At 66.1% G+C, this 22,251-nt stretch carries 14 protein-coding genes and 4 tRNA genes; 11 read left to right on the top strand and 7 right to left on the bottom strand.

The features are described from left to right. Nucleotides 1-574 precede the first annotated feature (574 nt). The 4 genes from VPH40_RS19470 to VPH40_RS19485 all read left to right on the top strand — a co-directional run bounded on the left by VPH40_RS19470 (nucleotide 575) and on the right by VPH40_RS19485 (nucleotide 12,324). Entirely contained in the window at nucleotides 575-7,591 is a 7,017-nt protein-coding gene (locus tag VPH40_RS19470) for a hypothetical protein (protein ID WP_328574269.1), read from the top strand. Between the two features lie 122 nt (nucleotides 7,592-7,713). Further along, on the top strand, nucleotides 7,714-8,982 hold the full coding sequence (locus VPH40_RS19475) for a TolC family protein (protein ID WP_328574270.1): 1,269 nt from the start codon (nucleotides 7,714-7,716) through the stop codon (nucleotides 8,980-8,982). Nucleotides 8,983-9,010: 28 nt separating this feature from the next. After that, a complete protein-coding gene (locus VPH40_RS19480) occupies nucleotides 9,011-11,158 on the top strand; it encodes an ATP-binding cassette domain-containing protein (protein WP_328574271.1) in 2,148 nt (715 codons plus the stop codon). Then, nucleotides 11,155-12,324, top strand: a complete 1,170-nt coding sequence (locus VPH40_RS19485; RefSeq protein ID WP_328574272.1) for an HlyD family type I secretion periplasmic adaptor subunit — start codon at nucleotides 11,155-11,157, stop codon at nucleotides 12,322-12,324. The genes VPH40_RS19480 and VPH40_RS19485 overlap by 4 nt, the downstream gene beginning before the upstream one ends. Nucleotides 12,325-12,351: 27 nt before the next feature. Here the strand turns inward: VPH40_RS19485 and udk are convergent, their stop codons facing one another. Together udk and VPH40_RS19495 are read right to left on the bottom strand one after the other, a co-directional pair. Continuing rightward, the gene (udk, locus tag VPH40_RS19490; protein WP_305061409.1) at nucleotides 12,352-12,996 is read right to left on the bottom strand and encodes a uridine kinase; all 645 of its coding nucleotides are present in this window, start codon (nucleotides 12,994-12,996) and stop codon (nucleotides 12,352-12,354) included. A gap of 59 nt (nucleotides 12,997-13,055) precedes the next feature. Continuing rightward, complete coding sequence (locus VPH40_RS19495) at nucleotides 13,056-13,559, bottom strand: DUF2199 domain-containing protein (protein ID WP_289911784.1); 504 nt, start codon at nucleotides 13,557-13,559, stop codon at nucleotides 13,056-13,058. Nucleotides 13,560-13,751: 192 nt separating this feature from the next. Between VPH40_RS19495 and VPH40_RS19500 the strand changes: the two genes are divergently transcribed. Together VPH40_RS19500 and VPH40_RS19505 are read left to right on the top strand one after the other, a co-directional pair. Next, entirely contained in the window at nucleotides 13,752-14,201 is a 450-nt protein-coding gene (locus VPH40_RS19500) for a DUF4240 domain-containing protein (protein ID WP_328574273.1), read from the top strand. Between the two features lie 7 nt (nucleotides 14,202-14,208). Beyond that, on the top strand, nucleotides 14,209-14,577 hold the full coding sequence (locus VPH40_RS19505) for a tetratricopeptide repeat protein (RefSeq protein WP_328574274.1): 369 nt from the start codon (nucleotides 14,209-14,211) through the stop codon (nucleotides 14,575-14,577). A gap of 16 nt (nucleotides 14,578-14,593) precedes the next feature. Here VPH40_RS19505 and VPH40_RS19510 read toward each other — a convergent pair whose 3' ends face one another. The 4 genes from VPH40_RS19510 to rnr form a co-directional block, all read right to left on the bottom strand. Further along, nucleotides 14,594-15,292 (bottom strand): YceH family protein, encoded by a 699-nt coding sequence (locus VPH40_RS19510; protein WP_070260269.1) that lies wholly within the window; start codon nucleotides 15,290-15,292, stop codon nucleotides 14,594-14,596. Between the two features lie 10 nt (nucleotides 15,293-15,302). Further along, nucleotides 15,303-16,052 carry a serine O-acetyltransferase gene (gene cysE / locus VPH40_RS19515; protein ID WP_099664693.1) on the bottom strand — a complete coding sequence of 250 codons (750 nt, stop codon included), beginning with the start codon at nucleotides 16,050-16,052 and terminating at the stop codon, nucleotides 15,303-15,305. Between the two features lie 132 nt (nucleotides 16,053-16,184). Continuing rightward, nucleotides 16,185-16,928, bottom strand: a complete 744-nt coding sequence (gene rlmB / locus VPH40_RS19520) for a 23S rRNA (guanosine(2251)-2'-O)-methyltransferase RlmB (protein ID WP_034756912.1) — start codon at nucleotides 16,926-16,928, stop codon at nucleotides 16,185-16,187. Nucleotides 16,929-16,931: 3 nt separating this feature from the next. Further along, a complete protein-coding gene (rnr, locus tag VPH40_RS19525; RefSeq protein ID WP_099664694.1) occupies nucleotides 16,932-19,490 on the bottom strand; it encodes a ribonuclease R in 2,559 nt (852 codons plus the stop codon). Nucleotides 19,491-19,899: 409 nt separating this feature from the next. Here rnr and VPH40_RS19530 point away from each other — a divergent pair. The 4 genes from VPH40_RS19530 (at nucleotide 19,900) to VPH40_RS19545 (ending at nucleotide 20,701) form a co-directional block, all read left to right on the top strand. Then, nucleotides 19,900-19,984, top strand: a tRNA-Leu gene (locus VPH40_RS19530). 328 nt (nucleotides 19,985-20,312) lie between these two features. Further along, a tRNA-Leu gene (locus tag VPH40_RS19535) sits at nucleotides 20,313-20,397 on the top strand. Between the two features lie 67 nt (nucleotides 20,398-20,464). Continuing rightward, nucleotides 20,465-20,549 (top strand) — tRNA-Leu (locus tag VPH40_RS19540). Between the two features lie 67 nt (nucleotides 20,550-20,616). Next, nucleotides 20,617-20,701, top strand: a tRNA-Leu gene (locus tag VPH40_RS19545). Between the two features lie 98 nt (nucleotides 20,702-20,799). Here the strand turns inward: VPH40_RS19545 and VPH40_RS19550 are convergent. Continuing rightward, a complete protein-coding gene (locus VPH40_RS19550; protein ID WP_328574275.1) occupies nucleotides 20,800-21,651 on the bottom strand; it encodes an SDR family oxidoreductase in 852 nt (283 codons plus the stop codon). Nucleotides 21,652-21,767: 116 nt separating this feature from the next. On the opposite strand from VPH40_RS19550, the gene VPH40_RS19555 reads away from it, so the two are divergent. Then, nucleotides 21,768-22,196, top strand: coding sequence for a winged helix-turn-helix transcriptional regulator (locus VPH40_RS19555; protein ID WP_099664696.1), 429 nt, complete (start codon nucleotides 21,768-21,770; stop codon nucleotides 22,194-22,196). Nucleotides 22,197-22,251 lie beyond the last annotated feature (55 nt).

Genomic DNA, 22,251 nt, shown 5'->3' on the forward strand with positions numbered 1-22,251 from the left:
ATCGTATTTTATTACCAATCAAATTTGATAATCACCATGCAAAAAAGCAACAACTAGCAATTCGATAGCGATAGGGTTTTTTCGATGAAAATCGCAGAAACACTGCAACCGGGTAGCGGATTCATCCTAAAAGTCCCAATCCGTGACAATCCGTGATTATTCGCTTACGCAAAGCTTGACAGAATAGAGTCATGAAAAATGATAAAAATTGAATTGAAAGTTTCAAAATTGAAACTACCATCAGAGTGAGAGCTGGTGCGGCCTGCATGCAAATACCGCTATATTTTTAGGTGTATCGGCTGGCAAGCCAGTTATCGGAAAAACAGGATGCAAGAAAATAACGCCATGCAAAACAAATGCAAAAATGGCATTTTAAATATTTCAGGGCCGACGTTCCATTACGCCAGCGTTTTTTTGCCAGTTATGTTTTACTTTCACCATCTGCATCGGCAATACCCAATTTCAACCACGGCCCAAGCCACGCCGGAGTAAGCAAGGAAACGAAACATATTATTGATTTTTTAATATCTTAAAAAATTGAACGAACATATAACCTTCTTCCGGAGATTTTCAAATGGCCACCACCCAAAATCCAGCACAAGTTCCCGTCAATGCCGAAGGCGCTGGCGTCAAGGTCGCTACGCCCGCTAAAAAAGCGGTCAATCCGAAAAACGGCGACCGCAAGCAATATGACGAAGACGAGCTGATAAAAGGGGCCGATGCCAGCTCGACCATGCCGCCTGAAAATGTCGTGGAAGTCACGGGAAGCGCCGATAGCGGCAATGCCGCTGCCCTGGGCACGGCCGCAGCGGTGGCGGCAGCCGCCTTGGCAGCCGGTGGCGGCGGTGCGGCCGCAGGCCAGGCCGGCAATGGCAGTGCCGATCCCGGCACGTCGCAAAGCGACAACAACGGTGGCGCCGCGGGCGCGGCAGGCACCGGCGCGGGCGCCGCCGGCATCCCCAGCGGCAGCGTCGTGGATGTCGCAGGAGCATCAGCTGGAGCGGGTGCAGGCGCCGGCGCCGGCGCTGCAGGCGGCCTGGGCGGACTTGGCGTGCTGGGCGCGCTCGGCGGCCTTGGCCTGGTAGCCGCCGCAGCAGGCGGTGGCGGTGGCGGTGCCGCGGCTGGCGGTTCTGGCACCGGTGGCACGGGCACTGGCGGCACGGGCACGGGAGGAACCGGTGGCACGGGAGGAACTGGCGGCACTGGCGGCTCGACCGGCGGTAGCACGGGAAATCAATCCACGACGACGACCATTACCGACGCGGCCGTGCTGGCTGCAGCAGCAGCGGTCGCGGCGGCCAGCAATGCCCTGGCCGATGATGCCGCCGCAGCAGCAGCCGCCGCCACGGCAGCAGCTGCGCTGGCAGCGGCGAATGCGGCCACGCTCGCCGACCAGCAGGCTGCTGCCGCTGCAGCTGCAGCGGCAGCAACCTTGCTCGCAGCCAATAACGCCACCAGTGACGATGTGCTGGCCGCCAGCACGGCAGCCGCCGTGCCCGGTGCGCAAGCCGCTGCCACGGCTGCCACGACCGACGACAACGCAGCCGCGGCCGCGGCCGCAACCGCCGCCATTTCGCTGGCCGCCACCACGTCGGCACAAAATGCCGATGCGGCTGCCGTCACGGCCGCCGCCAACGCCGCCGCCGCGCACGCCGCTGCCGATGCGGCACAGACGCAAGCGGACCAGACCAACGCCCCCGCACTGCAATTGATCGCCGATGCGGCCGATGTCGTCTCCACCGCCGCCAATACCCAGGCAGCGCTGACCGATGCGGCGGCGCTGGGCGTCATCTCGGCCAATGATGCCGCCGCCGCCGCTGCCGCCACGGCGCTGGCCAATGCCACGGACGCCGCCGCGCTGGACCTGGCGGCCACGGCCGCCGCCAATGCCGCCGTCACGGCCGGCATACAGGCCAGCCTGACGGACGCCGCCGCCCTGACAGTCATCTCCGATGCCGATGCGGCCACCGCCGCCGCGGCCGCCAGCGTGGCCGCCGCCACCGATGCCGTCGCCCTGACCGCCGCCTCGAATGCGGCCGCTACCGCGGCAGCGAATGCGGCAATCAACGCCAATGCCAGCGACGCCGCGGCACTGGGCATCGCCGCCACGGCGGCAGCGAATGCCGCTACGTCGGCCAGCACGCAAGCAGGACTCACCGACGCCGTGACGCTGACCATGGCAGCGGACGCCGCCGCCGGCGCAGCCGCCTGGGATGCCTCGATCGCCAACGCCACCGATGCGGTGGCCCTGCAGGCCGCCGCCGATGCGGCCGCCACGAACGCCGCAAATGCGCAGACACAAGCGAACATGACGGATGCGCCCACCCTGGGGCTGATCGCCGATGCCGCCACCCTGGCGTCGGATGCGGCGCAGGCGCAGGCCGACTTAACAGACGCGGCAGCGCTGGCCCTGATTTCCAGCGCCGATGCCGCCGCAGCGGCGACAGCGGCCACATTAGCCGGGAACACGGATGCCGCCGCGCTCGACATCGCTGCCGCCGCTGCCGCCACTGCCGCCGCCAACGCCGTGGTGACAGCCAACCTGAGCGACGCGGCCGCCTTGCAGATCACGGCCGACGCCGCCGCCAACACCTCGACCGCCGCCGCCGCGCAAGCGGCGCTGACCGATGCGGCCGCGCTGCAAATCGTCTCCGATAATGACGCCGCCGCCGCGCTGGCGGCGCAAACTACCGCCGACCAGACGGACGCTGCCGCCCTGGCCGCTGCCGACGCGGCGGCGGCCAGCGATGCCGCGAATGCCCAGGCCGTGGCCGGTCAGACCGATGTAGTTGCTCTGCAGCAAGCTGCCGACCAGGCGGACGCGGATGCCGCCGCCGCCCACTCGCAAGCGAGCCTGCTGGATGTCAACGTCGCCCTGAATGCCTTCAACCTGGCCAACCTCGCCGCCCTGGCCGCCAATGTCACGGCCGGGCAGACCAGCGTCGTCGACCTGACGGCCACCGTCAACGCCTTGCAGCTCGACGCCGATGGCGCCGATGCCGACGCCAGCCTGACGGATGCCCTCTTCCTCGCCGGCATCTCCGCCGCCGATGCGCTGGCGGCCGCGACTGCGCTGACCACTGCCAACCTGACCGACGCCGTGGCGCTCGCCAACACCGCCGCCGCCGCCGTTGCGGCGGCGGAAACGGCTGCCCTGCTGGGCGGGATCGACATCTCGGCCGTCAGCGCCGCGGCGGCGGCCCAAGCTGCCGCCACGGCAGCAGCGGCCACCGCCGCGCTGACCGATGCCGGCGCACTGGGCCTTGTCTCCACCGCCGATGCCGCCGCCGAACTTGCCGCCCAGGCCGCCGTCAGCACACTGACGGCCGCCAATACGCTGGCGCAAAACGCCCTGACCGCGGCACAGCTCGTGGCCGGCCAGACCGATGCCGCGGCCCTGGCCGTGGCGTCGTCGACCGCCGATGCGGCCGCCGCCGCAGCCGTCACGACGGCGGGCCAGACGGACGCCATCGCGCTGAGCCTCATTTCCAACGCCGATGGCCTGGCTGCCGCCTCGGCCGCCAGCTTGGCGGCGCTGACGGATGCCACGGCGCTGGGCGTGATCTCGACCACCGATGCCACCTTGGCCGCCACCCTGCTGACAACGGCCAACTTGACGGACGCTGCCGCCCTGGGCCTGGCCGCCGCCGCCGCGGCCGCCGCCGCCAATACGGCGACGAATGTTGCCAACCTGACCGATGCGGTGGCACTGGGCACGCTCTCGGCCGCCGCCACCACGGCCGCCAATACGGCCGCCGCCACCGCCTCGTTGACGGACGCCACGGCCCTGGGCCTCGTCGCCACGGCCGACGCGGCACTCGCCGCCACGGCGCAAACGACGGCCAACCTCACCGATGCCGTGGCGCTGGGCCTCGTCTCGACGGCCGCCAACACGGCCGCCAGCCTGGCTGCCACGACAGCCAACCTGACGGACGCCGTTGCCCTGGGCACCGTCTCGGCGGCCGCCACGGCTGCCGCCAACACGGCTGCCGCCACCGCCGCGCTGACCGATGCCGTGGCCCTGGGGCTGACGGCCACCGTCGATGCGGCCGCCGCCACCGCCGCGCAAACAACGGCCAGCCTGACGGACGCCGTCGCCCTGGGCCTGGTGGCGACCGTGAATGCCACGGCCGCCGCGACCGCCGCCACCGTTGCCGGCCTGACCGACGCCGTCGTGCTGGGCACCCAGCATACGCTCGACGTCACGGCCGCCACCGTGGCCGCCACCAAGGCGGCGCTGACGGACGCGGCCGCGCTGACCACCATCGCCAACAACGATGCCGCGAGCGCCGCTGCGGCTGCCGCCTATTCGGCCGCCCATCCACTCGACCTGGTGGCCGCGCTGGCCGCCACCGTGGCCGCCACCACGGCCGGCCTGTCGCACACGGCGGCGCTGGCGGCGCAAGCCGACGATGCGGCTGCCGCCTCGACGGCCGCCACGGCTGCCGCCTCGCTGGTCACGCTGAACAATGCGATTGCCGCCGACAATGCCGCCACCGCCGCCGCCACGCTGGCCCTGACCTCGCAGGCTGCCGCCACGGCGGCGCAGCTGGACGACACTCTCGCGGCGACCGCCGCTGGCGTGGCCGCCACCTCGCTGGCAGCGGCGCAGGCAGCGCAAGCGGCCGATGCCGCCGCCGCCGCGACGGCAGCGACGGCAGCCAATGCCCTGGCCGCCTTGAATGCGGCCCTGGCCGCCGACGCGAATGCGGCAGCTACCGCCGCGGCTGCCGTCACGGCCAATGCAGCCACGGCCGCCGCCGTTGCCGACGATCTGGCCGCCGCCACGGCCGCCACCGTCGCCAATGCCTCGCAAGCGGCCGCGCAAGCGGCACAGCTGGCCGACAATGCGGCCGCCAGCGCCGCCACCATCGCCGCCAATGCATTGACCGCGCTGAACCAGGCGCTGGCTGACGATGCGGCCGCCGCTGCCGCCGTCCTCAACTCCACCAACGCCACGGCCGCCGCTGCGGCCGCTACCGCCGCCGATACGGCCGCCGCCGCTGCCGCCGCCGTCGCCGCCATCTCGGCCGCCGCCACGCAGCATGCGCAGGCGGACGATGCCGCAGCAGCAGCCGCCGCCCTCACGGCGGCCATCTCGCTGGCCGCCACACAGGCCGCGCAGGCGGCCGACCTGGCCGTCGGCACGACGGCGGCGGCGGCAGCAGCCGCACTGGCCGCCCTGAACCAGGCCCTGAACGACGACAGCGTCGCCGCAGCAGCGGCCACGGCGGCCAACAATGCGCAAGCGGCCCTGAATGCGGCCACGACGGCGCTCAATGCGGCAATCCTGACGGCCAGCAACTCGCTCGCCGCCACCAATGCCGCCGTGGGCGCCGATGCCACGGCGGCAAGCACGGCAGCCGCCGCAGCAGCCGCGCAGATCATTGCCGACGCCGCGCTGCAGGCCGACGCCGGCCTGGCCGCCCTCGCCACGGCGGCCAACAATGCACTGGCCGCGGCCAGCGCCGCGCTGGCCGCCGACGATGCGGCCGCCAGTGCCGCGCACACGGCGGCCCTGTCGGCAGCAGCCACGCTGGCGGCGCAACTGGCCGACACGGCCGCCCTCAACGCCCATGCGGCGCTCAACGCGGCCATCGCCAACCTGAACGCGGCGGTAACGGCCGATACCAATGCCCTGGACGCCGACAATGACAAGACGCTCAAGCTGAACCTGCTCATCTCCGCGCAAAATGCGTCCGATGCGGCAGCCCAGGCCGACGCGAATGCGGCAGCCGCCCATGCGGCGCTGGCGTCGGCCCAGGCCGACGATGCAGCGGCCGTCACGGCCGCCAACAATGCGGCAGCCGCGCATGCGGCGGCCGTCGCGGCGCAGAACGCCGATGCAGCCGCAGCAACGGCGGCGGCACAGGCAGCCATCTCGCTGGCCGCCACGCTCAATGCCCAGGCCGACGACGCCACGGCGGCAGCGGCCGCCACGGCAGCAGCGAATGCGCAGCTGGCATTGAACGCGGCCCTCGCCGCTGACGCCAATGTCGCCGCCACCGCAGCGGCAGCAGCCGCTGCCCAGCTGGCAGCGCAAAACGCGCACGACGCCGATGCCGCCGCAGCGGCAGCGGCCGTCGCGGCCGCCATTACCCTGGCAGCCACGCAAGCGGCACAGGCCGATGACGCGGCGGCCGCCCTGGCCGCGGCCAACGCCGCCAACGCCCAGGCAGCGCACAACGCCGCCGTCGCCGACGACCAGGCCGCAGCGGACGCCGCAGCCGCCGCCTCCCTCGCACAAGCAGCAGCGACTGCCGCAGCCGCAGCCGATACTGCCGCCACCGCCAGCGCCGCGGCGGCAGCAGCGGCACTGCTCGCCGCCCAGGCAGCACAAGCCGACGACACGGCCGCCAACCAGGCGGCGGCAAATGCCGCCGCCGCCACCGCCGCGCACACGGCAGCGATCGCCGCCGATGCCCTCGCCATCAGCACGGCGGCAACGGCAGCCACCGCCCTGGCCGCCGCCACCGCGGCGCAGAACGACGATGACGCCGCGGCAGCCGCAGCAGCCCAGGCCGCCATTTCGCTGGCCATCACGCAACAGGCACAGGCCGACGATGCGGCAGCGGCAGCGGCCACCGTCAACGCCAACAATGCGGCCGCAGCCGCGCTGGCCGCCCATGCCGCCGATGCGGCCGCGCCGCTGGCCCAGGCCCAGGCCGCCGCCTCGCTGCTGGCCTTCCAGGCCGCGCAAGCGGACGATGTCGCCGCCGCCAACGCGGCAGCAGCAGCGGCCCAGGCACATGCCAATGCCAATGCGGCCTACACGGACGATGCGGCAGCGGCCCAGGCCAACGCCGACGCGCAGGCAGCCGATGCGGCCCTGGTGCAAGCGAACGCCCTGGCCGCGCAAACGGACGCCAGCGCCCTGGCCGTGGTGTCGGCGGCGGACGCCGCCCACGCCGCCGCCGTGCAAGCGCTGGCCGACCAGACCGATGCCGTGGCGCTCACCCAGGCCGCCGATGCGGCTACCGCCGCCGCCCTGGCCGCGGCGCAGACGGCCAACCTGACGGACGCCGCCGCCCTGCACCTGGCAGCGGATGCGGCAGCGGCAGCGGCCCTGCAGGCGCAGGCGCAGGCGGACCTGACGGATGCAAACTCGCTGACGGTGTCGGCAAACGCCGCAGCCGCAGCGGCAGCGGCAGCCCAGGCCCACGCCGACCTGACGGATGCGAGCCAGCTGTTCGTGCTCAGCCAGAACGCCCTGCACAACCCGCTGACGGTGAGCGACTTCAGCACCGGCCTGCCAGCCGCCGGCGGCGACGTGATCGACATGTCGGCCATCGCCCACCTGACGGCAGCGGTGGCGGTGGGCGTCAACCTGAGCACGGACTTTGGCAACGACAACCTGTTCATCTTCGATGGCACGTCCGTGTCGATCGGCGCGGCGGCCAGCGCCATCGCGGCCGACAACAGCGTCCTGTCGGGCCAGGGCTACATCGTCATCGCCGATGCGCAAAACAGCGGCGCCGTGACGGTGTATCACTCGAGTGACCTGAGCAACGCCAACGCCATCGACACGGCGCTGGTGCTGCTGAGCGGGGTGAACATCACGCAGCTGACGGCGGCCAATTTCATCGTCTGAAGCAGGGCACCCACGCCAGGCACGGCAGCGGGAGCGCACAGCGGCGCGCTCCCGCCCCACCTTGAAATGCGTCAGGCCTCGGGCCGGAAAAGTACGGGATGAGATCAAGCGGTTCCCCAGCATTGTCCTCACTGCCACGCATCGCGGCCCTGCTGATGGCCGCGGCCATGGCATCCCTGACGTCTTTCGCCCACGCCCAGGGCGCCACCGCATGGAGCTTCGACCAGGTCTTGCAGCAGGCGCTGCAAAGCCATCCCGCCGTGCAGGGCAGGCGCTCGACGCAGGCGGCCGCGCGGGCCGACCTCGATGGCGCGCAATGGCAGCGCTTTCCCAGCCTGTCGGCGGAAGTCCCCACCGGTTCGCAGGAAACGGGCGGCGTGGTGCGCATCGAGCAGCCGCTATGGAGCGGCGGGCGCATCGACGCCGGCATCGATGCCGCCAGCAGCCGGGTCGACGCGGCCGGTGCGGCCATCGAGGAAGAACGCCTGACCCTGTCCCTGCGCGTGATCGCCGCCTACACCGAGGCGTTGCGCCAGACGGCGCGCGTGCGTTCCGCCGAGGCGGGTCTGGCCGAGCACCAGCGCCTGCTGGACATGATCAAGCGCCGCGTGGTGCAGTCGGTCAGCTCGCAGACGGACCAGCGCCTGGCCGAGTCGCGCGCCTACCAGGCGGCCAACGACGTGTCGAATGCGCGCCAGGCGCTGGAAAACGCGCTGGCGCAATTGTCGCAGCTGGCGGGCAAGCCCGTGCGCCTCGTCAGCACCACCGGCATCGGCGTGGGCGAACCGCTGCCCGACGCCAGCCTGGAGCGGGTCATGCGCCAGGCCATCGACTATTCCCCCACCCTGCACCGCCTCGATTTCGAGGCGCAGGCCGCCGATTCCGAAATCACCATGCAGCGCTCGGCCTACATGCCGAAAGTCGTGCTGCGCATGGAAAAGCCGACGGGCGGCATCAATGCCGACAACCGCACGCGCGCCATGCTGGTGCTGCAGGCGCAGCCGGGCGCCGGCCTGTCGGCCAAGGCGGGCGTGGATGCGGCCGTGGCCCGCCGCGAAGGCGCGCGCGCCGCGCACGACGTGGCCGAACGCGAGGTACGCGAGCGTTTCACGCTGGACTGGAACGAGGCAGAGGCGAGCCGCCAGCGCCTGGGCAACGCGGGCGAGGCCAGCACCACCTCTACGCAGGTATTCGAATCGTATGCGCGCCAGTACGTGATCGGCCGCAAGAGCTGGAACGACGTGCTCAACGCCGTGCGCGAAGCGACCCAGGCACAGTTTTCGCTGGAAGACACGCGCGCGCAGGCGATCGCCGCCAGCCTGCGCCTGGCCGCGCAAACGGGCACCCTGGCCGGGCGCACGGCGCCGGCCGCGTCGGTGCGCGCCAATTGACCGCCACAGAACACGAACAGGAGACAGAGTGGATACCTCCATCAAACATGGCTTGCTGACACTCATCGAGCGGGCCGCCCGCCTGACAGGACAGCACGTGCCCGCCGCCCGCCTGGCCGACCTGCAGCGCCAGCTCGATGACGTCGACGACAACGGCGCCCCCGGCGTGGTGTTGACCGCCATCTGGCAGGCGGCCGGGCTGGAAGGCGCGGCGCGCGCGCTGCACGAGCCGACGCCGGGCGAGCTGCCGTTCGCCGTCTACAGCGCCAGCACGGGCTGGGGCTTGCTGCAGTCGCGCGGTGCCGACGGCGCCTGGCGCGGCGAAGGCATCGACGGGCGCGCCTTGCAACTGGCCTCGCTGGCCGGCCTGGCTTGCGTGGGGCTGCCGCGCCGCAGCGAAAAAAGCGGCGCCCGCCCCGGCGCCCTGGCCCTGGTGCGCAACGCCCTGTGGCTGAAGAAAAGCGTATTTGTCGACGCCGTGCTGGCCACGGCGCTGGTGACCCTGCTGACCATGGCCACCTCGCTGTTTTCCATGCAGGTGTACGACCGCGTGATCCCGAACCAGAGCTTCAGCACCCTGTGGGTACTGGTGGTGGGCGTGGCCCTGTCGATCGGCCTGGAATTCATCCTCAAGCAGGTGCGCAGCCGCATCGTCGACCACTCGTGCAATGACGTCGACCATGAACTGTCCGAGTGGTTTTTCCAGCGCATGCTGGGCATCCGCATGGAGGCGCGCCCCGCGTCCGTCGGTACCCTGGCGGCGCAGGTGAAAGGCTTTGAAATGGTGCGCGGCGTGCTCACGTCGACATCGCTGTTCGTGCTGACGGACGTGCCCTTCGCCGTGATTTTTCTCGCCATGATCACCATCATCGGCGGCTGGCTGGTGGTGGTGCCGCTGGTGGCCCTGCCGCTGGCCCTCGCGTGCGGGCTGATGTTCCAGCGCGCCATCGAAAGCCATACGCGCAAGAACCTCAACGCCAGCAACCGCAAGGCCGGCTTGCTGGTGGAAGCCGTCGACGGCGTCGAAACGCTCAAGGGCAGCAGCGCCGAATGGATGATGCAGGCGCGCTGGGCCGAACTGGTGGCCGAGAGCAGCCACGCCGAGCAGAATATCCGCGACTATGCGGCCCTGTCGCAAAACATCACGGCCGCCTTCCAGCAGCTGACCAATGTGGCGCTGATCTCCATGGGCGCCTGGTTCGTGGCCGAAAACCAGATGACCATGGGCGCCCTGATGGCCTGCACCATCATCAGCAACCGTGCCCTGATGCCCATCGTGCAGCTGCCCGCCGTGATGGTGCAATGGGCGCATGCGCGCGCTTCGATCGACGGCCTGGAACAGGTCATCAGCCTGCCCAACGAAGCCGACAATGCGCAGTTCGCGCTGACGCCGCGCAGCCTCGACACGGGCTTGCGCTTCGAACGCATCCGCTTTACGTATGGCGGCGCGCAAAAGGTGGCGCTGGAAGTGGAAAACCTCGCCATCCGCCCCGGCGAGCGCGTCGGCCTGGTGGGCGCCATCGGCTCGGGCAAGAGCACCCTGTTGAAACTGGCCTCGGGCCTGTACCTGCCGGCCGAGGGGAAAGCCTACCTGGGCGACGTCGACATGGCCCTGCTGGCGCCGGCCGTGGTGCGCGAAATGGTCGGCTACCTGCCGCAGGAAACGCGGCTGTTCAGCGGCACCCTGCGCGACAACCTGTTATTGGGACTGGCCGACCCGGGCGAGGAAGCGATCCTGGCCGCCGCCAAACGCACGGGCTTGATCGAGCTGATACTGGGCCAGCCACGGGGACTGGCGCTGGGCATCACCGAGGGCGGACGGGGCGTGTCGGGCGGCCAGCGCCAGTTGATCGCCGTCACGCGCCTGCTGCTGGCCAAGCCGCGCATCTGGCTGCTCGACGAGCCGACGGGCGCCATGGATGCGAAGACGGAAGCGCGCATCGTCGGGCTATTGGGCGAACTGGCGGCCGAAGGCGTGACCATGGTCGCCACCACGCACAAGAACGCCCTCCTGCCCCTGCTCGACCGCCTGGTGGTGCTGCAGGCGGGACGGGTGCTGCTGGACGGCCCGCGCGATGCCGTGCTGGCCAAGCTGTCGGGCAAACCGCAAGCCGTTCCCGCTTCCGCGCCCGCGCCGGTGGTCCAGGCAGCGGCAGCGCAAGGAGCCGTCGCATGAAACTGGCCAAGGTCGAAACGAGGGAAGAAGCGAAACGGGGCCGGGTGCTGATCTGGAGCTGCACGGCGGCGCTGGCGGGCGTCATCGCCTGGGCTTCGTGGGCGGAGCTGGACCAGGTCACGCGCGCCAACGGCCAGGTGATCGCCAGCTCGCGCAACCAGATCATCCAGGTGGCCGATGGGGGCGTGCTGGCCGAACTGCGCGTGCATGAAGGCAGCATCGTGAAGAAAGGCGAATTGCTGGCCCGTTTCGACCGCACGCGGGCCGAGACGAGCTACCTGGAAAGCACGGCCAAGGCGGCGGGACTGAAGGCGGCCGTGGCGCGCCTGCAGGCGGAAGTGTTTGGCGGCGCGCCGAAGTTCCCGCCCGAACTGCAGGCGTTTCCGGAATTTCGCGCCAACCAGCTGGCCCTGTTCAGCAAGCGCCAGGGCGCCGTGCAGGCGGAAGTGAGCTCCCTGGAAAGCGCCATGAAACTGATCAAGGAAGAGCTGGAAATGAATCTGCCGCTGCTGGAAACGGGAGACGTCAGCCGCGCCGAAGTGCTGAAGCTGCGGCGGCAGGTGGTCGACATCCAGGCGCAGATCACCAACCGGCGCAACAAATACCTGCAGGACAGCCAGACGGACCTGGTGAAAGCCCAGGAAGACCTGGCCGGCGTGCTGCAGACCGTGACCCAGCGCAAGGAGCAGCTGGGTTCGACGGACATTTACGCGCCCACCGGCGGCATCGTGCGCAACGTGCGCCTCACCACCCTGGGCGGCGTGGCCAAGCCGGGCGAGGAAATCCTGCAGATCGTGCCCACGGACGATGACCTGATCATCGAAGCGAAGGTCAAACCGGCCGACATCGCCTTCATCAAGCCCGGCCTGCCCACGGCCGTGAAACTGGACGCCTATGACTACGGCATCTACGGCCGCCTGCGCGGCACCGTCAGCTACATCAGCGCGGACACTTTAAGCGAAGACAACAAGGGCAACGAGCAGCCGTACTACCGCGTGCAGATCAAGACCAGCGGGCGCAACCTGATGGGCAAGAATGGCGAGCCGATCCTGATCCAGCCCGGCATGACGGCCACCGTGGAAATCAACACGGGCCGCAAGACGGTCTTGCGCTACCTGACGAAACCGATCACCAAGACGTTCTCGGAGTCGATGGGAGAGCGGTGACGCAGCGGGCTGCGTCACCGGCAGGCTTCAAACGGCCGGTTTCAATCGACCGATGACGCTGGCCACCTTGGCCGTGATCATGTCGACCGCGGGGCCATTGGCGCCATGCGGCAAGATGACGTCGGCATTGCGCTTGGTCGGTTCGATGAATTGCTTGTGCATCGGGCGCACGGTTTCCAGGTATTGCTCGATGACGCTCTCCACCGAACGGCCACGTTCCGTGATATCGCGTTGCATGCGGCGGATGAAGCGCACGTCGGAGGCCGTGTCGACGAAGATCTTCAGCGACATCATGTCGCGCAAGTCTTCGTCATACAGGGCAAACAGGCCTTCGATGACGATCACCGGCGCCGGCTTGACCAAGATGGTCCTGTCGGAGCGGTTGTGCAGCGTGAAATCGTACTCGGGCATCTCGATCGATTCGCCATTGCGCAAGGCCTGGATGTGCTGCACCAGCAATGGCCACTCGAACGCCTGCGGATGGTCGTAATTCTGCTGCCGGCGCACTTCAGGGGAGAGATGGGTCTGGTCGCAGTAGTAGTCGTCCTGCATCACGACCGAGACCATGTCGGCGCCGAACGACGCCAGCACTTGCTGGGATACGGTGGACTTGCCACTGCCGCTTCCGCCAGCGACACCAATAACAAACGGTTGGAAGGAAATAGTATTCATGCCGAATGATACCGGAAACATGAGCGGTCCGACAGGGAGCGGCTGCAACGCCGGGCCTGTCACGCGCCATGCATCAGTCGCGCATACAGCTCGGCTACCCGCTCTGCCGTGATGCCGTCGCGCTGTTCCACGGCCAGCGGGTGATCCGTCGGTTCCAGCTCGATGGCCGGACGCAGGCCATCGTCGCGCAGGTGCACGCGGGTTTTCAGGTTCAGGGTGTCCGGATACACGGGCAGTTGCGTGCTGAGCCAGCCGAAGAAGGGGCCGATGTGCGCCCGTTTGGCATCGTTGAAGCAGGCGTCCCAGGCATCGAAGCTGTCGCCGCTCAGCGACACCCACACGCCCCAGCTGAACGGCTCGTCCGCGCCGTGCACGGGGATGTCGATGGTGGCGCGCACGAAGCAGTGCGCTTCGTCGACGATGCAGGCGTCGCTGTCGAGCTGGCAGCGTGCTTCGCGTTCGGCGGGCGCCATCTGCTCGTACAGCCACGGCGCATCGGCGCCGAAGCTGGGCATGCCCGTGTGGGTCTCGCCGCAGGAGCGGCACAGGAAGGAAAAAGTCATGTGGGAAGGACGCTTATTCGAATTGTTTGCGGTATTGCATGCAAAAAGTTACTTGGAGAAACTGTGCGCTTGGCATTCGAGCAAGATGATATTCTAAACAAGCCCAAGATGCACAGACGGGACGCATCGCGCCACGGGCATTGCATGCCTGGACTCTTTCAGTATCGATGGACTATTTACCTGGAATGAACAATGAACGAAGAAAAATTTTGGCAGCTGATAGAGCAAATCGACCGTGAAGCCCTGCAAGACGGCGACGCCGATGCTGCGGTGGAACCATTGACCGAAGCCCTCGCCGAGTTGCCGGTCAAGGACATCAAGGGCTTCGAAGAGTGCCTGGCGCAGGCACTGTACCAGCTCGATGGCAAGGTGTTCGCGGAGCAGGCCGGCGCATCTGGAAAGTCGGATGACAGTTTCCTGTATGCGCGCTGTTTCGTCGTCGGCTCGGGCAAGGCCACGTATGACAGCGTTCTGGCCGACCCCACACTGATGCCCGATCAAACGGACGAGTGGCTGGAAGAACTGTTGAGCGTCGCTCCCGAGGCCTGGTCCGAAAAGACAGGGCGCGACACCGATGACTGGGATTTTACCGCCAGCGTCGACTATGAAACCGGAAGCAATTCCGCCGCCTGGCCTGGTTAGGGCGGCAATGGACGCCATCGCCGCAAGCAGGGCGCATATCCAGCTGGCCGAAGGCGATGCCGGGCAATGGGAGGCGCACATGGCGGCAGCTGAGGCCGTGCTGCGCGGCGCCTTGCAAGCGGCCCGGCAAGACACGGCCCTGATCACTTGCCTGGGCGCCGTGCTGTGCGACCAGGGCAAGTACAGGGACGCCGTCAACGTACTGGAAACAGCGCTCAAGCTGGGCTCGACGGACAGCCATACCCATTACAACTTGGGGGTGGCCCTGGCGGGACTGGCAAAGCCGCGCAAGGCCATGGCGCAATTTGGCAAGGCGCAGGGTCTTGCCGCTTCCAGCCTGACCTGGACCGCCTATTTCGACCCGCAGGCCCAATAGGCGCGTGCCCTGAAAACTATTCGAACTGCTTGCGGAACGCCTCGAACTGCGCCGCCAGGCCATCGAAATCGCTGCGCAATTGCAGCACTTCCTGTTCCAGCTGGGCGACCCTGCTGCCCTGCTGCGGCGCGCTGACGGCGCCAGCAAAACCGGCCGCCGTCTCGATCTGCGCCAGCGCCTCTTCGCCGCCCAGCAGATGGCCGTAGCGCGGTTCCTTGGCGCCGGGAGCGACGGCCAGCTTGGCCACCAGCGGCGGGTATTTGTCGATCAAGAATTGCAGGCCGGCTTCCACTTCCGCCACGGACTTGAATTCATGTACCCTGCCGCTGCGGCTGCGGATCTCGCCCGCCGTCTGCAAGCCGCGCAGCATCAAGATCGTCAGGATGGCCAGCTTGTCCTGTTCCAGCGACCACTTGATGCGCATGCGGTGTTCGTACTTGGCGACACGCGCGCCCGCCTGCGTGATGCCGTTGACGAATTTGCGCTGCATCAAACGCTGCAACACGTCGTAGACGGTTTCTTCGGACAGGGCCATGACGGGGTCGCGGCTGGACAGCTGGTTGCAGCCGTTCGTCAGCGCGTTCAGCGACAGCGGGTAGCTGTCCGGCGTCAGCGCTTCCTTTTCGGCCAGCACGGCCAGCACGCGGATCTCGAAGGGGTCGAGCAGATTCGGATTGTCGCTGCTTTTCTCTGCTGCGTTTGCGTCTGTAGTCATGCCTGTATCCTTAATCAACCAGCTTGTTCATTTGCTCGGAATCAAATTTATCACACTCGGGCACGCCCTGGCAGCAGATGCCCGCCGCCTTCAGGGTGGCGAGGATGGTCTCGATGCGCTGTTCCTGCGCCACGGCGTGCGTGATCAAGCCTTGTAGGGCTTTCGACAGGGGATCGTCGCCGTTGGGCGTGACGCCATACGCGGCGAACAAATGGGCCGTGCTGCCCTCGCGCAGGGCGCTGACATCCTTTTGCACGATGTGCGCGGGGTTGCCGACGGCCGTGGCGCCGGACGGCACGGGTTTCAGCAGCACGGCGTTCGAACCCACCTTGGCGTACTCGCCCACCGTGAAGCTGCCCAGCACCTGCGCGCCGGCGCCGACGATGACGCCCCGTTCCAGGGTCGGATGGCGTTTGCTGCCGCTGTGCAGCGAGGTGCCGCCCAGGGTCACGCCCTGGTAGATGGTGCAGTCGTCGCCGACGACGGCCGTCTCGCCGATCACCACGCCGAAACCATGGTCGATGAAGACGCGCCGGCCTATGACGGCGCCCGGATGGATCTCGATGCCCGTGATGATGCGGCCGATATACGAAATGAAGCGCCCTACCCACTTCATGTGCCGCGTCCAGCACCAGTGCGCCCAGCCGTGCATGACGATGGCGTGCAAGCCCGGATAACAGGTCAGCACCTCCCAGCCATTGCGGGCGGCGGGGTCACGTTCAATGATGCTGTTGATATCTTCGCGCAGGTGGTGGAACATAATGACAATGAATAAGGTGGAACGCAAATGGTAGCGTATTCGGCGGGGGAATGCTGGAGGGGAAAGCAAATCGGCCGCCAGCACCAGGGCGGCGGCCGATCATGGAAGCGCTACAAAACGTTCAGGACGTTCTTAAGCTTCCAAAGCGATCCGCTGGCGGCGGGCTTCGTACAGACAGACGCCGGAAGCGACCGACACGTTCAAGCTCTCGACGGAGCCGAACATCGGGATGCTGACGAGGATATCGCAGGTGTCGCGCGTCAAACGGCGCATGCCTTCGCCTTCGGAACCCATGACGAGGGCCGTCGGGCCCGTGAAATCGGCTTCGTACAAGCCTTTTTCGCCGTCGTCCGACGTGCCGATCAGCCAGATGCCGCGTTCCTTGAGTTCACGCATGGTGCGCGCCAGATTCGTCACGGTGATGTACGGAACGGTTTCGGCGGCGCCGCTGGCGACCTTGGCGGCCGTGGCGTTGAGGCCCACGGCGCGGTCCTTCGGCACGATGACGGCATGTGCGCCGACACCGTCGGCCACGCGCAGGCAGGCGCCCAGGTTGTGCGGGTCGGTGATGCCGTCGAGAATCAACAGCAGCGGCGGGCCGTCGATGGCGTCCAGCAACTCATCGAGATTGCGCGCCAGCGACAGTTGCGAGGCAAACGCGATCACGCCCTGGTGGCGGCGCGTGCCGACGATCTTGTCCAGACGCGACGAGTCGACAGGCATGACGCGCACGTTGGCAGCCTTGGCTGCGGCGATCATGTCCTTCATGCGGCCGTCGACGCGGCTGGCATCGACAAAAATTTCTTCCACGGACGACGCTTCATGACGCAGACGCGAGGTGACGGCGTGGAAGCCGAAAATCATTTTATTCTTCATTATTTATCGTTTCTTCTTGCTTGTTTTTGATACAGATACAGTTTTTGCTGCTCGTGGTGCCGCCGCAGCGGGTGCCGCGGCTGGTTTCTTGCTGCGTTTCGGCGCGGCGGCCTTGGGCGCTGCCGCCTTCGGGGCTGCCTTGGCTGCAGGCTTGGCTTGCGCCTTGGCGCCGTTGGCACGGCCGCCGGAACCATTGCCGGGTTTGCCACCGTTGTTGACGCTGGTTTTGATCTCATGGCGCTGCTCGGTCGCTGGACCGGGCTTGACCATGGATTTCTTTTCGCCCTTGCGCTTGCCGCTGCCGTTCGGCTTGGCTGGCGCTTCTTCGCCCGCCAGTTCCGCATCGGTGACCAGGCGCAGGTCGATCTTGCGCGTTTCCAGGTCGACACGCGCCACTTGCACCGTCAAACGGTCGGTCAATTGATAACGCTTGCCCGTGCGCTCGCCGCGCAATTCATGGCGCGCATCGTCGTACTGGAAGTAATCGGTGCCCAGCTCGGTGACGTGCACTAGGCCTTCGACAAACAGGGTATCGAGCTGCACGAACACACCAAACGTGGTCACGCCCGTGATGGTGCCGGTGAACTCCTCGCCCAGCTTGTCTTGCATGAAGTAGCACTTCAGCCAGGCTTCCACGTCGCGCGACGCTTCGTCGGCGCGGCGCTCGTTGGCCGAGCAATGCACGCCCAGCGCGTCCCAGATCGTCAAATCCGTCTTCTTCGGCTTGCCGTCGGCCTTGTCCTTGGCCTGCTGCTTGCGCGTGGCGTTCGACACGTTCGTGTTCAGCACGGTTTTTTCGGACAGCTTCGGCTCGTATTTCTTGCCTTGCAGAATGGCCTTGATGGCGCGGTGCGTCAGCAAGTCGGGATAGCGGCGGATCGGGCTGGTGAAGTGGGCATACGCCTCGTAGGCCAGGCCGAAGTGGCCGATATTGTCCGGGCTGTAGACGGCTTGCTGCATCGAGCGCAGCAGCATCGTTTGCAGCAGGGCCGCGTCGGGACGCGCCTTGATCTGCTGCATCAGGGTCTGGTAATCGGATGCCGATGGCGTGTCGCCGCCCGTCAGATTCAGGCCAACCTGCTTGAGGAAGGTGCGCACTTGCGTGAGCTTTTCCTTGGTCGGGCTGGCATGGATGCGGTAGGTGCCTGGATGCTTGTTGCGCAGCAACAAATCGGCCGCGCAGACGTTGGCCGCCAGCATGCACTCTTCGATGATCTTGTGCGCTTCGTTGCGCGTGCGGGGGATGATCTTTTCGATCTTGCCGGCGCTATTGCAGACGATATACGTTTCCGTCGTCTCGAAATCGATGGCGCCCCGCTCCGTGCGTGCTTTCAGCAAGGCGCGGTAGACGGCTTCCAGGTTCTGCAGGTGCGGCAGGATGTCCGCGCGGCGCGCCGCTTCGGGTCCCTTGGTATTGCCCAGCACGGCAGCGACTTCGTCGTAGGTCAGGCGCGCGGCCGAATGGATGACGGCAGGATAGAACTGATACGCCTTCAGCTCGCCCTTGTCGCTGACGACGGCGTCGCAGACGAGGGTCAGGCGGTCGACGGCCGGGTTCAGCGAGCACAGGCCATTCGACAGCTTTTCCGGCAGCATCGGGATGACGCGGCGCGGGAAGTAGACGGACGTGCTGCGCTCGAGCGCATCGATATCGAGCGCGTCGTTCGGTTTCACGTAATGGCTGACGTCGGCAATCGCCACGATCAGGCGGAAGCAGTTGGCGCGGCCGATCTTGACGGGTTCGCAATACACGGCATCGTCGAAATCGCGCGCGTCTTCGCCATCGATGGTTACCAAAGGCACGTCGCGCAGGTCGACACGGTCTTTCAGGTCGGCGGCGCGCACTTCGAAGGGCAGCTTTTCAGCTTGCTTCAAGGCGGCGGCGGAAAAGACGTGCGGCACGTTGAATTTACGTACGGCAATCTCGATTTCCATGCCGGGATCGTCGAGCGCACCGAGCACTTCGACGATCTTGCCGACCGGCTGCTTGAAGCGCATCGGTTGCTCGGTCAGCTCGACGCTGACGATCTGGCCCGCTTTCGCCTTGCCCACCGAACCGGTGACCAAAATGTCCTGGCCGATGCGCTGGTCTTCCGGCGCCACGACCCAGGTACCGTTTTCCTGGATCAGGCGGCCGATGACGTGGGTGTTGGCGCGGTAGGTGACTTCGACGATCGTGCCTTCCGGACGGCCGCGGCGGTCCGTGCCGACGATGCGGGCCATGACCTTGTCGCCATGCAGTACTTTCTGCATTTCTTTCTCAGGCAGGAACAGGTCGGCGCTGGCGTCGTCGGGAATGACAAAGCCGAAGCCGTCGCGGTGGCTGGTGACGCGACCGGCGACAAGCGCGCTCTGGTCGGCCAGGCTGAAAACACCGCTGGCGTCAGACTTGAGCTGGCCGTCGCGCTCCATCGCCTTCAGGCGACGGACCAGGACATCCATGGAATCGGCATGCACTTGCAGCGTTTTCCCGAGAGACTGCGGGTCGAGAGGCGCGCTGACGCTGCGGAATATGCCGAGAATGTCCTCCCGGCTGGGGATGGTGTGGGTATTTTGGCTCAAAAGTATTTCTATAGTTGTTATTGACAGTGATCAAACGGAAGACAAAGACCGATGACATCACCGTCAATATTGACACGGTGATGTCCGGTAGTGTACCGGAGGACGCCTTGGTTTGCCTAACGGACAGCGTAGCGGAAACCGAACAAGTGCCCCACCGATGAAAAAAAGGAGAAAAGCTGCGCAATGCATTTGACTTCGGCAAATATTGCTCTATAATCTCGGTCTCTTGCAGCGACAAACCTTCACGGGAATGCAGTTGCAGGAAAGCGGTACAGGGTTGATGTGCAGTATGGAGCGAAAGCTCATCTGGCGCAAAACTCTTCAAGTCGCTATAATAGCAGAATTGTTGTGAAGTTATTTTTCAACAAGTACTCGAGCAGTAAAAGTAATAAGTCACAGCAGCATCAGTGCCCACGTGGCGGAATTGGTAGACGCGCATGGTTCAGGTCCATGTGCCTTCGGGTGTAGGGGTTCGAGTCCCTTCGTGGGCACCATTACCTAATTCGCAAAAAAGCCGCAAACTTTCACGAGTTTGCGGCTTTTTTCATTTCCGAAACGAAAATCCCCCCCCACGCCGCAGTCGCCACGCACCCGCCAGGCGATGACATTCACTCCCCGCACTCCAGCGAACGCCATCCGTCATCAAAAACGCTGAAAAAATAGGCAGATTCAGCCTTTTTTCATAGGGAAAAGCCCTTTTCAGGCGAAAAAACATGTTTCTTGCAGAAAAGTGCAAAATGTTGATTGACCGAATGCGCGCCAGCCCTTATGATTTTGTCCTCGCTGCAGAACATGCAGCGACAAGCAGCAAGCAGTAACAATGCCCACGTGGCGGAATTGGTAGACGCGCATGGTTCAGGTCCATGTGCCTTCGGGTGTAGGGGTTCGAGTCCCTTCGTGGGCACCACCAGCAACAAGTTGTTCATTGTTGTGATCCGCAGTAAAGTAGTCGATAGCAGTAAAAGCAGCACAATGCCCACGTGGCGGAATTGGTAGACGCGCATGGTTCAGGTCCATGTGCCTTCGGGTGTAGGGGTTCGAGTCCCTTCGTGGGCACCACCAGCAACGAGTCGTTTTCGTTGTAGTCCGCAGTACAGTAGTGAAATATAGCATTAGCAGCATCAGTGCCCACGTGGCGGAATTGGTAGACGCGCATGGTTCAGGTCCATGTGCCTTCGGGTGTAGGGGTTCGAGTCCCTTCGTGGGCACCATTACCTAATTCGCAAAAAAGCCGCAAACTTTCACGAGTTTGCGGCTTTTTTCATTCCAGAATGATTCCAGAATGCCGCATCCCTGCGGCACCCTCCCCTTATTTGGCCAGTGCCGCCTTCACGGCGTCATGCAGGCTCGTCGTCGGACGGCCAATCAGCGCGCTCAATTGCTTGCCATGGTCTTCCAGGCCGCCCTTGGCCGCGCCCGCATCGGAATCGGCCAGCAAGTCGGCAAAGCCTTCCGGCACGCCCACGCTCACCAGCGCCGCCTTGAAGTCCGCCTGCGGCATATCCTTGTACGCGATTGCCTTGCCCGACTGGCGCGCCACTTCGGCCGCATATTCCGCCAGGGTAAAGCCCTGGTCGCCCGCCAGTTCATAGATGGCTTGCGGCTGGGCCGCCGTCAGCACGGCAGCGGCGGCCGCCGCGTAGTCGAGACGCGCGGCCGACGAGAAACGCCCGTTTTGCGCCGCGCCCAGCACGACGCCATGCTCGAGCACGGGCACCAGGTGTTCCGTATGGTTTTCCAGGTACCAGCCGTTGCGCAGGAAAGTGTATGGCAGGCCGGATGCGCGGATGGCCGCTTCCGTGACGACGTGCTCGGCGGCCAGGCCCAGCGGCGACGTGTCGGCGCGCAAGACGCTGGTATAGGCCAGCAAGGCCACGCCGGCGCGCTTGGCCGCATCGATGACGTTCTGGTGCTGCTGCGCGCGCTGGCCCACTTCGCTCGACGAGATCAGCAGGATTTTCGTTGCACCCTTGAACGCCGCATCGAGGCTGGCGCCATCGTTGTAATCGGCCTGGCGCACTTGCACGCCCAGTGCGGCCAGGCTGGCGGCCTTGGCCGGGTTGCGCACGGCGGCGATGATGTTGGCTGCAGGGACGGATTTGAGCAGGCTGGCAATGACGTGCTGGCCCAGGTTGCCTGTGGCGCCGGTGATGACGATCATGATTTCTCCTTGGTACGTGGGTGGTAAAACCCTATAATAGGACTATTACTTACCAATTGTAAGTACGTACCTTTTGGTAAGTACTATTGGATACCAAACTTCGAAGGCCAACTATCATGTCCACAGACACTCCCGGCGCCAGCCTGCGCGCCGCCCTCGCCCGCCAGAACCAGGGCGCGCACCTGCTGGCGGCCGCCTGCCCGTCGCGCGCCGTGCTCAGCCACCTGACCAGCCGCTGGGCCGTGCTGGTGCTGGTACTGCTGCTGAGCGGCACGCGGCGCTTCAGCGAACTGCGCCGCGAAGTGGGCGGCGTCAGCGAAAAAATGCTGGCGCAAACCCTGGAAGCGCTGGCGGGCGACGGCTTCGTGCTGCGCCAGGCGTACCTGGTGATCCCGCCCAAGGTGGAGTACAGCCTCACGCCACTGGGACGCGAAGCGGCCGAACGCCTGGCCGTGCTGGTCGACTGGATCGAGGATAATTATCCGCGCATCGAACAGGCGCGCGCCGACCTGGAAGCGGCACCAGCAGCGCTAAATGCGGCTTGAACAGGTTGCTTTTGGTCATCAAGAATTATCGTTTACTCCTACTTGCCTTGATGTA

The organism is Janthinobacterium sp. P210005 (assembly GCF_036231865.1).
GTDB lineage: Bacteria > Pseudomonadota > Gammaproteobacteria > Burkholderiales > Burkholderiaceae_D > Janthinobacterium > Janthinobacterium kumbetense.